The 15,527-nt window shown below is 38.2% G+C and carries 12 protein-coding genes; all 12 read right to left on the bottom strand.

All coding sequences use genetic code 11. The annotated features are described in order from the left end of the window. Window positions 1–607: 607 nt before the first annotated feature. Window positions 608–904, bottom strand: a complete 297-nt coding sequence (locus ACO6HM_RS09875; RefSeq protein ID WP_485379936.1) for a Txe/YoeB family addiction module toxin — start codon at window positions 902–904, stop codon at window positions 608–610. Beyond that, window positions 905–1,159, bottom strand: a complete 255-nt coding sequence (locus ACO6HM_RS09870; protein WP_485379935.1) for a type II toxin-antitoxin system Phd/YefM family antitoxin — start codon at window positions 1,157–1,159, stop codon at window positions 905–907. It lies immediately after the preceding gene. Window positions 1,160–1,431: 272 nt separating this feature from the next. Further along, window positions 1,432–2,157: a hypothetical protein gene (locus ACO6HM_RS09865; RefSeq protein WP_485390874.1), complete on the bottom strand. Its 726-nt coding sequence runs from the start codon at window positions 2,155–2,157 to the stop codon at window positions 1,432–1,434. 60 nt (window positions 2,158–2,217) lie between these two features. After that, on the bottom strand, window positions 2,218–2,538 hold the full coding sequence (locus ACO6HM_RS09860; protein ID WP_485390877.1) for an arsenate reductase/protein-tyrosine-phosphatase family protein: 321 nt from the start codon (window positions 2,536–2,538) through the stop codon (window positions 2,218–2,220). A gap of 256 nt (window positions 2,539–2,794) precedes the next feature. After that, window positions 2,795–3,760 (bottom strand): hypothetical protein, encoded by a 966-nt coding sequence (locus ACO6HM_RS09855; protein WP_485390873.1) that lies wholly within the window; start codon window positions 3,758–3,760, stop codon window positions 2,795–2,797. Window positions 3,761–3,851: 91 nt separating this feature from the next. After that, the gene (locus ACO6HM_RS09850) at window positions 3,852–4,907 is read right to left on the bottom strand and encodes a DUF4236 domain-containing protein (protein WP_485390872.1); all 1,056 of its coding nucleotides are present in this window, start codon (window positions 4,905–4,907) and stop codon (window positions 3,852–3,854) included. A gap of 878 nt (window positions 4,908–5,785) precedes the next feature. Next, the gene (locus ACO6HM_RS09845; RefSeq protein ID WP_485390871.1) at window positions 5,786–5,977 is read right to left on the bottom strand and encodes a hypothetical protein; all 192 of its coding nucleotides are present in this window, start codon (window positions 5,975–5,977) and stop codon (window positions 5,786–5,788) included. A 14-nt stretch (window positions 5,978–5,991) separates the two neighbouring features. Beyond that, complete coding sequence (locus ACO6HM_RS09840) at window positions 5,992–6,594, bottom strand: class I SAM-dependent methyltransferase (RefSeq protein WP_485390870.1); 603 nt, start codon at window positions 6,592–6,594, stop codon at window positions 5,992–5,994. 23 nt (window positions 6,595–6,617) lie between these two features. Beyond that, window positions 6,618–9,305, bottom strand: a complete 2,688-nt coding sequence (gene mgtA, locus ACO6HM_RS09835; RefSeq protein WP_485390869.1) for a magnesium-translocating P-type ATPase — start codon at window positions 9,303–9,305, stop codon at window positions 6,618–6,620. Between the two features lie 232 nt (window positions 9,306–9,537). Further along, the gene (locus ACO6HM_RS09830) at window positions 9,538–10,632 is read right to left on the bottom strand and encodes a glycerol dehydrogenase (RefSeq protein WP_485390868.1); all 1,095 of its coding nucleotides are present in this window, start codon (window positions 10,630–10,632) and stop codon (window positions 9,538–9,540) included. A gap of 356 nt (window positions 10,633–10,988) precedes the next feature. Continuing rightward, window positions 10,989–14,666, bottom strand: coding sequence for a polysaccharide lyase 8 family protein (locus ACO6HM_RS09825; protein WP_485390867.1), 3,678 nt, complete (start codon window positions 14,664–14,666; stop codon window positions 10,989–10,991). A gap of 57 nt (window positions 14,667–14,723) precedes the next feature. Then, window positions 14,724–15,527, bottom strand: a complete 804-nt coding sequence (locus tag ACO6HM_RS09820; protein ID WP_208430214.1) for a gluconate 5-dehydrogenase — start codon at window positions 15,525–15,527, stop codon at window positions 14,724–14,726.

Genomic DNA, 15,527 nt, shown 5'->3' with positions numbered 1-15,527 from the left:
GCGGATTAGGGACTTTCACCCTTTAGAAACGTGCGCCGCAAGGCACACTACAGAAAAACAGGTGGCATTTTGCTTTGCCACCTGCTATAAAGTTTTATGAAAATGTAGTTATCTTTGGTTGAGAAACTGATGAATTATTAGGCATCATACTTTCTAATTTCTTCCATTACTTGACTTTTGTGTAAAGCAATCCTGAATAGATTTACAAATTCTAATTTGTCGAGTTATATAAACTGACTTAAGTGACGCTCCGAATGATAACATTTCAGACTCGCTCCGGCATCCGCTTCGCTCCGCCTAATGCGCTCGCTTAGAATTTATCATTCGTAGCTGGCACCGTAAATCTATACAAATAATAACTCGAATGCCAAATTAAAGACAGCACCCCACCTGCCCCCATGTGGCTGATGCATTTGTTTGTTATCGTTCATCAATTAAACAGCCGGAACTAATAATGCCTAAGCGAGCGCATTAGGTTTTTCGTCAACGGAACTATTCTTAAGCAGCATCTTACAGAAAAACCGGAGCGAGTCTGGACATTTATTAGTGGAGGCGTAACTTAGTCAACAAACAAACACATTAGCCCTACAAATTAGTTTTTAGCGATTTACCTCATTCCATCATAATGTGTCCACATACGTGCCACCTTCACTATTCCTTCATACGCTGTATCATCTTCATAAGTTTCCTGAGCATAGACTTCATAAACTAATCTATGCTGTATATTTATTCTTCTTGAATAGAAACCGCTCAGATTTCCAACCAATTTCTCATATGGCGGTGGCTCTTTGAATGGATCATCCGCTATAATATTTAGAAGTTCTTTTGCTTTTCCATCAAGCCTTGCACCCTTTAATAGCTTTTTGTCCTTATCAGCCTGTTTACTGAATTTAATTAAATACATCTACCACTCCTCCTCCGGATTATAAGATGTACACTCAGAAACATCTTCTGCTCTGGAATCCAAAATACTTTGCGTCATACCCGGAACGGAATTAAGATACAAGGTTTCCTGAATTGCCAGCCAATCATCCTCTGATATTAATACTGCATTTTTCCCCCTATTATTTGTTATTGTTATAGGTTCAGAGTATTCATTGACATCCGAAACTGTCTGATATAAGTTTGCTCTTGCCTTTGTTATACTAATTGAAGTCATGACATCATCTCCTTTCACCTTAAATATAACGTACTTTTTAGCGTACGTCAAGTTGCGGTCAATAACAGTTTTTAATTCTAATTGAATGTTACATTAAAATATAGGACATAAATCACCCCGTCTAATATATAATTTATCATAGCATAACACTTTTGCTTTTTCTATCACAAAAATAACCCCGGCAACACATCATCACCAGGGTCATCATCTTTTTTTATTAAATACAAGTTCCTAGGTCAAATACCGTTTGATTCCTACGATATCACTTAATTTTACTCTATATAAACATATCCGAAATTAAACTGTGAATTGGATATTACCTGTTTCAAATTTGAATTTGTCTTTCTAAACTTTAGCATTTCAGCTTTCAGTTCCTTCTCCTCTTGAATATTTGTTATTTTTATCCATATTTTTGCTTTTTCTTCATACACAAATTCACTAGGTACATAAGCTTTGCAATCAGGACAAATAACACCGTCACTTTCAGATACAATCTCCAATACTCTAGCAGAATATACAATATCGTTAACATCTTTTCCAATAGCAAATAGTATTCTTACATTTTCACCCGATTCACACAAAAAATTATAATCCCTTACTTTTTTCTCATTCATACCTTTAGAAAGTGCATTTGTAGAGAACCAAGTATAACCTTTCCCATTTTCAGAGCAGTTCCTAATATACGCATTAATTGTTTCAATACCATCAATTATATTTCCATCTGCATCTTGGCTTGTTCCTAGTTTCATAATAATATAATCGTTTAATTCTTTCTTATGTGTTCTCTGCATTAACATCTGCTTTGCCGCCTCCACTCCTAGGGATTTCTTCTTTAATCTTGTGTACAGTTCCTCATCCTGACACAACATATAGATTTCAAGCATTTCCATTAGTGCCTTAGTTTTTTTTAATTCCTTTGATTTTAACAAATTCATCAAATATCTGTTGTGTTTTCTCATCTGCATACAATGACATATACCATGGTCTGCCCATAACATTATCCCTCTCTATATAATTGTACCGCAAAAATCTATATAAGGATTATACTATCTCCAATTTCATATGTCAATAAATTGTGATATAGTGGTTTGTGTCAAAGTCTCCAATGTATACCAATGGTCAGTTATATCACCATCTTTGCCTACGAAAGAAAGAAGCTTTCTTATCTTCTTTTCTAGATATCCATTTAGAATTCTGTCAAAGTTTATAAGGTTGCTTGTATCCATAGCGATAATGTGGTCAAAATCCCCGTATTCTTTCTTGGTTATTCGAATAGAAGTATGTAGTAGAACAGACACCCCCATTTCTTTAAGCTTTTTCACTATCCCATAGTGGATGGAATCTCCAAGTGCCTCTATACTGGTAGCCTTGGAGCCAATAAAGAACTCGTCTGTTGACCTGCTTTGTTAATTATGTCTTGGATTACAAAGTGCAACATGGTACTGTGGCGGATGAAAAGTATTTTTGTCATAGTTATCAAACTCCTTAAATCACCCTGAATCACCTTATTTTGCAGTCCTTTCAGGGATTATAGGTAAATTGTTGTTTGATTGTCAGACAGACAAATTATAGCATCATTTAGCAAGTTACAACTACCTGTTACTAGTAGAAATGGTAGTAAAACGGAAATTCCTACTAATAAAGATTTTCGTTAGTATATTCTTCCTTTACTATAGGCTTTAATTCTAATAGGAAATGGGTAAATATAATTGCATTTAATGCCATCTTTCTATTTGGATATGTATCATACCAACAATGAGCTATGCCATGTCGCCCAGGAACATCTAATTTCACTTCATCTGGTTTAGTACAATTATAGAAAATAAATTCATCACAAAATGATGCGAATATTTTATTAAATTCATTTTCTTTAATTAACTTTCCAAGGTTTTCACGAGTCTTTCGACAAATACGATAACTGTTATCATTCATTTTCTCTTGAATAATGCCTTCCCATAAGGTCGATAGTACACTAACAGTAAGTGCATATTCTCTACGATGATAGGCTTGAACGGATTGAATTAAAATTCTTGTCATGTATGATGGAAGATTCATTTGTCTCCATCTACGTTTGAAGTTATTTATTTCTTCCTTGCCATAATAAGAAAAAATCAGCCTATCAATTCTATTTACCCGATTTTTACTAGCTCTACTAGTATTTAGGATTTCAAGCATTGAATCAACAATTCTACAATCAGCATTCCATCCTGCATATGGGAACCACCTTACATTGAACATTGCTTTCAGAAATATCTCATTGACTTCTTCATAATCAAAATCAAATCCTATATTTTGAATATTCTCTAAAATACCTACCCAAGGTGAAAAGTCTACCGTTTGCAACCACTTACCGAAGCATGATGTGAGTGACTGTATCCCTTGAATCACAGGATTTGTAATGAATGCAGTTAATTCTGTAGCTAAATTTGTTGCTACGCTGTTACTCCATTCATCACAGATTCTAAGAGTAGGACTTTCAAATTGTTGTATTCTTTCCTGTAGTTCCAAAATGGGAGCAACACTCACTTGGATTTTTTCTATAACTTCTACACTTTTACACATCGAGTTTGCTATACTCTCATATGAATCCTTCTTATCCATCTATCTTCCCTACTTTCTCTTCGTCATATTTTACTACTATTTTATTTAAAGCAAACAAAGGGATACCTTGTATCAAAGTACCCCTTAATTATTATTTGAACACTTGCTCCGTATAGGTTCTCATCTGTTCAATAGTATTCGAATTTGAACACATCAATTCAACATAAAGGATGGCTCCAGATTCAATAATAATAGCACCATATTCACAAATAGGCACTTGCCTATTGTCCTTAAATCGTTTATCTGGTGTTCCATTCTTATTCACTTTCAACCACGTTTTTCCGACTACTTTGGCATCTTTAGGCACTACACCATCTTCAATAAATCTTGTTGTACCCAATTCCATCCTAATTTCATTGTAATTAATCGCACCAACTTTTGTACCTGATACTACAAGTAATTTATCTGGCAAAAAGAATAGTTGTTGCTTACGCAATTTTAAACCAAAAATCTTTACATTAGGTTTTATAAAAAACGGAGGCTTGCCAATTGCTTTTGCAGGAATTCGTGTAACACTCCTACTTGCACCACCATTAACCTTCGTATTCTGAATCTTAGCAGCTGATATGGTTTGCCAAAATTTCTTATTTTGATTCATACTCATCCATGTTGCTGTGAGATTCTCAAAAGAGTGTTGTGTATCTTCATCAAATTCATATTCCATGGCAATAGGCAATTTTACATGTACACAAATTTTTAGTATCACACCTACAATTCCTGTAAAAACGAAAACAGGAATTGCAGACAACAAAAATGTCCAAATCAGTATTGTGCTCAAGAAATTCAAGCCTTGGATTTTCTTGATACTATATAATAAATCTCTATATTCTGCCGTCTGATAATCTCCCACATTAACAGTTTCCATATTTTCGCTCGTCAAAATATCATTAGCTGACTGCACTGGCACAGGAGTATGTGGTACGCAATTGTTCACTCTGCCTTGTTTGTTCGTTTTTCTCTTGTGGCTAATTTCTTCCGAATAATATAATCCAGTACCCGAAATGCCAATTGTACCTCTTACATTTCCTTTGGTCGTCTTAGTTATTCGTACACCTTTCATACCCCAACTATAACCAATACCACTTTTGCTTATATTGATTCTAAAACCGCCACCAAGTTTTATGCTCTTGCGAAATCGTAATCCCATAGAAATTCCTCCTTGGTCCTTCTCCTTTATCGCACTTGTCTTACCCATAATACTATAATAATATCAGAAATGCCCAATTTCTACAAGAAAAAAGTACCCCTGTAGCCCCAGTAAAGCCTTAGCGTCTCTATCCTGTAGCATTACTACACTACTTTAATCATTTCTGCGATACCGCATTTGCATCATTTTTTCTATTTATGCATGTGCCTTTCTAAACTCTTCCATTCGTTTCAACTCTTCCGCAACTTTTTCTAGTTGAGTGTCTTTCTCGTAACACTATCATTTACCACCACACCTGTAAATCGAAATCCAAATGGATTCGTTACTATTAAATCATCATCAACCGCCATCTGGAATGCTCATTGAAGAACACCACGAACTGTTTTTATCATACTTGACCACTTTACATCATTCTGCAACTTTATAATGAGTAGTTTTGCAGAGACCGATAAAATTACTCAAGTCACAAAATGTACCTCCTAAAGTACCATATTTTACCCTGTTTTGCGTGGGTTTGCCTACTCAGCTTTTAACTGCAGTATCGTTAAAAAGGTTTCAAATTAAGAGCTACCGTTATAAGGTCTGAACCAATGCTTTTATTTTACCAAATAAATATGGATTTGATAAGGCTTAATAAAGAAAAAACAGGTGGCTATTTTGCTTTGCCACCTGCTATAAAGTTATATGAAAATGTAGTTGTCTTTGGTTGATAAACTGATGGATTATTAGGCATCATACTTTCTAATTTCTTGCATTGCTTGACTTTTGTGTAAAGCAATCCTAAGTAGATTTACAAATTAGAATTTGTGTGATTAGCTTTTGATTTTCCTCACCATTGATAGGAAAAACTGAGATTTAACTAATGAATTGATTTCGATTTATGACGATTCTTTCATTTTGCTGTAATGCTTTATGGTAATGAAGATGATAACTGTACTCCATAAAGCTTCCCAAACCTCAGCTGTCCAAAGCGTTACAATTCCTCTCTGGTACAGCGCAGGAAATGTGTCCAATTTTCTCATAAAGAAATTTGCCTCATTTTTTATTCTCATGCTATCATCTTCATTCACTCTCTATCTCTCCCCTAGTCCTTCCTAATCACTGCTATCGCACAAGGCAGCTTCCCCTTTATAAGCTTATATTGAACCTCTTCAAAGCCTGCTTTAGCAAAGAACTGCTTGTAAGAGTCAAAGTTAAACTCCTTCTTAAAATCTGCCCCTAGTTTTTCTAAGCATTTAACAATAAATTTTGGCTTGTCACCAGTTTTATTATTGATATATGTTGGAATGATGACATATCCGCCCTCTTTGCATACCCTAAGGAGCTCCTCAAGTGCCTTATGGGGTTCATCCAGTAAATGTATAACATTGCCTGCGACAACCTTATCAAATGCTTCATCCTCATACCCAAGGTGCATAATATCAGCTTTTTCTATCCTTACATTCTTTAAGTGAACGCAGTTCTTTCGCGCCTGCCCTAACATGCCTTCAGAAAAATCTGTTGCCACAACCTCTCTGCATCTAGGTGAAATGCCCCCTGTTATCATACCGGTTCCACAGGCACATTCTAAAACCACATCATCCTTTTCAATCAAGCCTGCAACTTCCGCCACAAGCTTTTTGTTCACTTCCCCATTGAAGCATTTTTCAAAAAAATCATAAAATCCCGCTATCTTATCCCAAAACATTGCTACTCCCCCTTAGTATTAAATTATAGCCAAGCTCCGTATTTTCTGGTATAAAACTTCTTTACAATCTCAATTGTGACGCTGTATAGCACTAAAATTAGTATCAAGAACACAAAGAATTCTGCCGGCATCTTGGTAAATACGGCATTTGAAGTTCTGTCGAATATGAAAGGAATTGAAATAGCTGCCAGTATGCCAAGTGCAGATGCCAGCCCAAGCCTTGCGTCACATCTTGATTCAATAATAGGCCTCTTGGCAGTACGTATAAACTGAACTATCAGTATCTGCGAAATGAGTCCTTCAACAAACCATCCCGTCTGGAAATAGTTCTGCATTCCAAGTGTGTTGTACCCCAGAACGAACCAGAGAACTAAGAAGGTCATTACATCAAATACTGATGACACACCGCCCATAACATTCATAAATGACACAAGTGAGGCACTGTTCCACTTGTGAGGTCCCTGTAGGAACTCATCATCAACATTGTCCCAAGGTATCGCAATCTGAGTGAAATCGTATATTAGGTTCTGAATCAGAATCTGCAGAGGCAGTATTGGTAAAAATGGCAGGAAAATGGAGGCAATAAGCACTGAAAATACATTTCCGAAATTGCCTGAGAGAGCCATTTTCATATACTTAAGTATATTGCCATAGATTCGTCTTCCCTCATAAATACCGTTTAATATAACAGTCAGGCTCTTCTCTAAGAGAATGATATCTGCACTTGCCTTTGCTACGTCTGTTGCATTATCTACTGATATACCCACATCCGCATCATGAAGGCTTGGTGCATCATTTACACCGTCTCCCATATATCCTACAACGTGGCCGTTCTTCCTTATGGCATCTACCACACGCTTCTTCTGCATTGGAGATAGACGTGCAAATATGTCATTGTTTTCAACAACGGATGACAGAGCCTCATCACTCATATTTTCAATGTCAGAGCCTGTTATGGCCTTCTGTCCGTCTGTCCTCATTCCAACCAGCTTGCATACGTGTTCTACAACTACAGGTGCGTCTCCCGAGATTACCTTTACGTGAACCCCTGCACCATAAAGACCGTGTATTGCTTCCTTTGCATCAGGCTTAGGAGGGTCAAGAAATGCGACAATGCCTAAGAATGTCAAATCATTTTCATCCTCTGCATGAAAGACCGTTGGAGCGTCAATACTTCTTTTCTTTGCTGCAACCCCAATTACGTGCATACCTTCTTGGTTTAGCCTGTCAGCCAGGGCTTTTATCCTATCCAAATCGGCCTCACTGATATTGTTATACTCCCTCTTCACTCTAATACGGCTGCAGCACTCAAGTACAGACTCGAGGGCTCCCTTTGTAATAAGCACCTCTTCATTTGGCTTAGGAAGCAATTCCTCTTCACCACCGTCTAAGTGCATTCCTCCGGGATTAGATACAAGCACGCTCATTCTGCGGCGTTCAAAGTCATAAGGAATCTCGTCAGTCTTTACATATCCTCCCGCATACTTATTTACATCATTTTCTTGCCCATAGGCTAAAATAGCCCTATCGATCAGGTTCTTAACTCCTGTTGAGTAATATGCGTTCATCCACGCATAATTAAGTACCAGATGTGATTCTTCACCGTTAATATCATAATAATTCTGCAAAATTACATTGTCCATTGTCAATGTTCCGGTCTTGTCTGTACAAAGAACATCAATCGCGCCAAGATTCTGAATGGCTGACATGTTTTTAACAATCGTTTTCTTCTTTGCAAGAAACTTCGCACCCTTTGCCAGAGTACCATTTACAATCATTGGGAGCATACCAGGCGTAATGCCTACTGCAACTGAAATCGCAAAGAGGAAGGCTTCAAGCCAGTTCTTCTTAACCAGACCATTGATTAGGAGCACAAATAAAACTACAACTACCATGTAGGTAATAAGTATCCTTGTTATCTTTGCAAGACTGCGGTCAAAGTCAGTCTCTTTCTTCTTTGTATGTATTGTGGAAGAAATTCCCCCAAGATATGAGCTCTTTCCTGTGCGTACCACAACACCAAGGCCTGTTCCTGAGTTAACAGTAGAGCCACCAAGGCATATATTGTTTAACTCAGCAGCATTTACATTTCGTAAATCTGCACCAACAGTCTTTTCTACAGGAATTGATTCCCCTGTAAATGCTGAAACAGATACAAATAAATCTCTGCTTTCAAGGAGATATAAGTCACCGCAGACAATGTCTCCTGAGCCAATTAACTGTATGTCTCCCGGAACAACCTCTTCAACAGGTACCTCTCTTACTTCAGGACCATTTTCACCCGGAACCTGTATTCTAACTGTATCATGTTCCATTTCCTTAAGCTTTTGCATGTCAAGGTAAGAACCGTAGTCCTGTACAAACCTTATGACTGCACTCATGCAGGCAAGAGCAAGTATAATTACTCCGGAAACAACATCCTTCTCAATGACGAAGGTAACTAACGACAATACAAGCAACACCAAAATAAACGCATCAGTGAAGCTGTGAACTATAAAATACAGCCAGCTGTGCTTTTGATTTGCGGATAAGTCATTGTATCCGTATTTTTCAAGTCTTTCTTCCCTTTCATCATCACTTATTCCCTTATCACTGCAGCTAAGCTCTTTAAGAAGCTCTCCCTTCTCTTTCGCAGCAATACTCCTAAACTCTGCCTCAACCCCCTCTGATTTTGACACAGAGCTTGTCATCTTTTCATCCATTAAGCCCATAGTTTGAATCCCTTTCCTTTAGCAGGTAGTATCAAAACTATCTGTTTTGTTATTCATTTCTAACTTTGGAGTATATACCTATTTGGAGAAATAATCAATAAAAATGTTGACGGCTATAATAACTCTTTTAGCTAACAGCTGTATCTTCGCTTATCTACATAAAAAAATAAAGCACGCCTTTATGGATACACTAACTGTAAATGCCATAAAGCCGTGCTTACAATATACCTAATTACTTTCCAAGTCTCTTTTTTCCTAAAGCATCTGTTGCAATGATAGCGCAGTAGAGTTCTTCAGGGGTTACATCTCCTGCAAGGTTATGAATGGTTTCACCTTCTACACAGGCATTTTTAGACATAGTATGGATGTCTTCATCTGTGAAATCACCAAGTTCTGAAAGTGTTATAGGAAGTCCTACCTCAAGGCAGAAGTTCTGAATATCCTCAAACTCTGCTTTGTCAGCTCCCTCAAGAGTAAGCTGCACTAGGGTACCAAATGCTACGCAGTTACCATGGTAGGCATCATGTCCACCCAAAGATGTAAGACCATTGTAGAATGAATGTGGCGCTGCACAGTTTACATTATCAGCACCTACGCCTGATAGATAAACAGCTGCCTCTATAACAGCATCAAGAGCAGGAGTAACAACATTATTCTCACAGGCAACAACTGCTGCCTTTCCATGAGTCCTTAAAGTCTCATAGCAGGTCTTTGCAATAGCCATACCGGCTCTTGTGATACCGCCACCCTCAAGGCTAGGAGACTCAGTACGAAGTGAAGCTCTTCCCTCGAAGTAGGTGCCCAAAGCATCCCCCATTCCTGCTATTAAGAACTTAACAGGGGCCTTAGCTATTACATCGCTGTCCACTAAAACCGCATCAGGATTCTGTGGATAGAAAAGGTATTTATTAAAGCTTCCATCATCATTATAAATAACTGAAAGTCCTGTACAAGGTGCATCAGTAGCTGCAACGGTAGGTATGATAACTACTCTCTTGCCTTCATAATAAGCTGCTGCCTTGGCTGCATCAACTGCTGAGCCACCACCTACTGCAACTACTACATCTATTTTATCAGCCACAATTATATCCTGCATCTTCTTTATCTCGCTGATACTGGATATCCCTCCGAATACCTCATATCTGCGGTAATCATCCTTACCCTCAAAGCTCTTTTCTAACTCATCGTGGCAGCATTTGTAACCGCTGTTGGAACAGACAAATAACCATCTCTTGCCCATGTATTCCATTTCTTTGTGAAAGTGAAGAAGGGCCCCTTTTCCCTGTACATACTTAAGTGGCGCACGCATCATTCTTAAACGTTCCATAACAAACCTCCATTTAATTTAGTTGTTAACATAATACTTTAGCAAAGTATGTTAAATATTTAACATTTATTTCTGGAGGTTATTCTAGCACATTAATTATTTATTTGCAAATGTTATTTTATTATTTTAGAAATTTTTGCAATGGCAGTTTCTTGATAATATATTTCTGCCTTTATCATTTTAAACCATATCTATGCATCATAGCTTTACAACCATTATTAGCCATCAATTGCAAACCTCCTAACAGTTGTTTTTTTTCATAAACGTTCATAAAGCCAGTCCACACGCCATATGGACCGGCTTAATTCATTGAAACAACAGGACTGCTTTAAATAAGCCTTTGCTTAACTAATACATTACTTCTTCAACTTATTAGGTAAAATCAGATAATCTGAACCCTTTGATATTTTAAGAGTTATCACTCCCTTGCTCACAGCCTTTACTTCACTTCCGTTAGCTTTTTCTATCCTGTTTTTCTTCTCATTGTATTTATATACATAGAGCTTTGTATTCCTTGGATATTTAAAGAGCTTATCGTGTAGCTTAATGGTAGCAGTAGCAGGGAATTTACCCCTATATGTGAATGAAACTACAGCTCCATTCTTACCTTTAAGCAATGATTTTAAAGGCTTTATCTTGACTGATGGAATAACCTTTAAGCCTAAGCTAAGGTCCTTAAACTTACTCTTAGAAGCCGCAAGTTCCTTTCCACTTATAAACCATGAGTAAATCACCTTCTTTTTCTCATCTCTTACAGAAAGGCTCAAATCAGCTGGCTCCTTCGCAGCCTTCTTCAGTGTGACCTTTTTAACCAATATCTTGGAAAGATTCTTAATACCTTTCTTTACCTCAGCCTTTGTAAGGTTAAAGTTAAGCCTTATCTTTTTAAGTGCTGTATTCTTCTTTTCTTCACCTGTGGTAGCGGTATTTCCCTCTACTACCTTACCCTCAGGAGTCTTATCTTCGGTAAGCTGAATTTCAGGTGTAGAAGGTTTCTTGGCAGGAATTACCGGGATTACAGGAATACCTGTAGTCTCAGAAGGCTTATTTGTTTTTAATCTTACCACAGCATAAGAGGTATCACCGTTTTTACCCGCAGTATTTACAACAAGGTGAACCTTTCCGTTATTTGCTGCTACAGTAACATTAGGATCTGCACTGATAACCTCACCAAATTCCTTGTCGATGTCTACTTCAATTGTGCCAAGATTCTTCATGGTAGGATCGGATACTCCGATTTCAACCACATCTCCACTCTGCTTCACAATGATTGATGCCTTCTTATCAGAACTTATGCCACTTACACTTGCCGTCTTGTCCTGCCAGAAGTTTGCACCGATTACACTCTTGTTCTTGTAGCCTACAGCCTGTACTTCATCGGTATTTGCAAGGATTTCTACAGAAGGATTCTTCTCATATTCCTTCATCTCTTCCTCAGTTCTACCCGGAAGAATTACGTAGGAATACTCGGCATTCTGAGGATTCTTGCCATGGTCAAACCATAACTCAAAGTAATTCTTAACTACATCTTTTGTAGCGGTAAGATTAATATTTCCCCAATTACCTGTACTTGCTGCTATTCTCGCCTTTAACTGTCCGGATTCCTTTGGAAAATAGAAACCAACCCCATCTCCTTCTACATTTCCTTCAAGCTGAATCCACTTAGGATTCTCAAGCGCCTTTCCTTCCATTGAAGCAGCACCTGTTCCAAGGCCTTCACCCTTTACAATCTCAGCCACATTTACATTAACAGGTGTGAGTTCAAGCTTATTCCCGTTCAATGTAATCTGATTTGATGCAGTATCATTTAGCTTCCTATTTTCAACAGTTGTTTCTGTGATAAAATTGCTGTCTTTATCATTTATTCCTGAACCTAAGCATACTATTTCATCACCAAACATAAAGTATGACTTTAACGCTCTAAGATTAGGCTCATAAGGTGTCTTTGAGTCATTTTCTCCTGAAAGTGACATACCGTTTATACCATAGCCACCAAGCTCGCTTCCACCAACCCAGGCCTCTTTAGAGGTATAATCTCCGTCCTGATAGAAGCCGCTGCTATCCTTTACGCCATTTCCTATATTCTTTGACACAGTTGTAGTTCCCGGTAAGCGGAAAGGATTGATGGTATTCCAGTAATTATCGTTATAATAGGATGTATCCTTGCCATAAAGATAGGTCATACCATCACTCTGATGCCATCCATAGAGATTCTCTCCATTCATAATCTCAGTATTTTGTATTCTTTCAGAAAACATACTGAGGGTAAATAGCCAATTATCAGTTCTGTGAACCGCCCTATCCATCAGAGGATAGTTCTTATGAGCTCTTTCAACAACACCTGAGATACCTGCATTTCCGATTATTTCCTGAGCCTTTTGCTTTACAACGATTTCATTAAGTTCTTTTAGGGTTCCAACAAACTCAGAGTCAGCAGCCAGCCAGTTCTTAAGATAGTTCAATAATATCTGTCGTCCGGTTTCACTAACAGTGTCTAGTGACTTGATAATATATGTCATTACCTGGCGTCCAATTGATTTGTCAGTAACCATTTCTCTTGAGACAGCTCTGCCTCGTAAGGTATCTAACATTAAACCATTATAAACACCTAAACCATAAGTATTTACAAATATATCCTCTAATATCTTAGCCTTCTCAGGTCTGAACTGCCAAGGAGAATTGTTTAAAATTGCTGATATATTCACTATACCCTCAAGTACTACTATTCCGTAAGAACCTGCATAAGGAGTACGTGAGTGGTCTATATAGGAACCGTCCTTATAATATCCGTTTGGGTAGCCTTTTTCAGCAAGTTTTGTACTATCCTCAACTGAAACAAATTCAAGTACTGAAGATGAGGCTTCACTTGCAAGATACACAGACTCATTGTCTTCAAGCAATAAACCTATTCCAAGTGCAGTCATCGAGTTATCCACCCTATTAGCTGCATACTGCATGCGATATCCAAGTACATGTGTAGAACCGGTGCCAATAGAGCCACCATGATAAGGGTCAGGCTGGAAGAATCTAACTCCCTCAGTGAACTTTTCTTTCTGCTCCTTGGTTAAATCATCCGCTAAAAGTATGAGGGTAGGAACTATATCCTTAGGAATACCTATCTCCCAGGTCCACCAGTTGTCAGTCTGAGACTGTGGACGATAACAGTTGGTAGTCAGCCAATCAAGTATGTTTATCATGTCATTAAGCAAGGCTTTGTTGTTATACAGCGCACCATGCTCCAAACGATAAGCTTTTGCCATCAAAAGTACATTCTTAAAGGTCTGTCTGAATTCAACCGCATCCCTTGCAAACTCAATGTTCTTATTACCCTTCTTGCCGATTTCATCAGGCCAAGGAACATCTGCGCAGGCAGACTGTCCCTTATATCTGTAACTATCCCACAATGCCTGAGCCTGTGTGTTTAGACTATTAATTGTCTCCATAATAGCGGCATCATTCGCATCAGGATTTTCTCCTATCAGCTGAGCTGTCCACTTCCCTATGAGCCTCTTATAGTCCTCAGAAGTTACTTTTGGAAGATTTTCTTTAGCTGTATATAATACATTTACCTTCCACTCTTTGCTCTTACCCTTGCTGTCAACAGCCCTTGCATATACCATTCCCTTTTCAAAAGCCGTTATAAGTCCACCGTCATCTGTGCTTTCTATCTTTGCTATATGGTCTGTCTTAGCTATACCCTCAGAGCGGTCTCCATCTTTTTCACCATTCTTTAATTCATCTTTCTTTTTCTTGCTTCCTACATTTTTAATTGGATTACCATCTGCATTCTTAAATAGTGTAGTCCAGGTGATTGGCTCCTTAAACCCCTCAGGAGTCTTAATTAAGGCCGTACTTCCTTTTACAACCTCAATACTGTTAACTTCACTTTCTGTAGCGCTGCTTTTATCCGACATGGTTGTATCCTCCATCAAAGAAGCCTTTGCAACTACAGGCGTAGAAGGCATAAGTATTTGTGTACATAAAACAAGTGCTAAAATCCAACTGACTTTTTTTCTTACCCCATTAAGTTTCATAACAACCTCCATTAAGAATGTTTTATTTACAGTGAATCTTTACACAGGATTCCTTTGTTAAGGCTGCTTTCCGATGTATGCAAGTATGCCTCCGTCCACATATAGTATGTGTCCATTTACAAAGTTTGACGCATCAGATGCTAAAAATACTGCAGGGCCTGCCAAATCTTCAGGCTCACCCCAACGTGCAGCAGGAGTCTTGGCAATTATAAATGAATCAAAAGGATGTCTTGAGCCGTCTGCCTGCTTCTCTCTAAGAGGAGCTGTCTGAGGTGTAGCAATGTATCCAGGTCCTATTCCGTTACACTGGATATTATGCTCGCCGAATTCAGATGCAATGTTCTTGGTAAGCATCTTAAGTCCGCCCTTTGCAGCTGCATAAGCACTTACAGTCTCTCTACCAAGCTCGCTCATCATTGAGCAGATATTGATTATCTTTCCATGTCCCTTTTTAATCATGCTTGGTATTACAGCCTTTGACATGATGAAAGGTCCGTTTAAGTCAATATCTATTACCTCTCTGAACTCTGAAGCCTTCATCTCGCACATAGGTATACGCTTGATGATACCTGCATTGTTGACAAGAATGTCGATGATTCCAACCTCTTTTTCAACCTTTGCTACCAGCTCTTCCACTGCGTCTTCATCTGTTACATCGCACACATAGCCGTATGCCTTAATTCCCTCTTCCTTATAGGCCTCAATTCCCTTTTCCACAAGCTCTTCTCTTCTGTCGTTAAACACTATGGTCGCACCTGCAGAAGCAAGTCCCTTAGCTATGGCAAAGCCTATTCCGTATGAAGCACCTGTAACAAGTGCCACCTTTCCTGTCAAATCGTACTGTTTCATTATGTTTTCCAT

This window comes from Catonella sp. (genome assembly GCF_057250765.1).
Note: the sequence above shows the minus strand (reverse complement) of the source record. Positions and strands in the feature narration are given on the sequence as shown.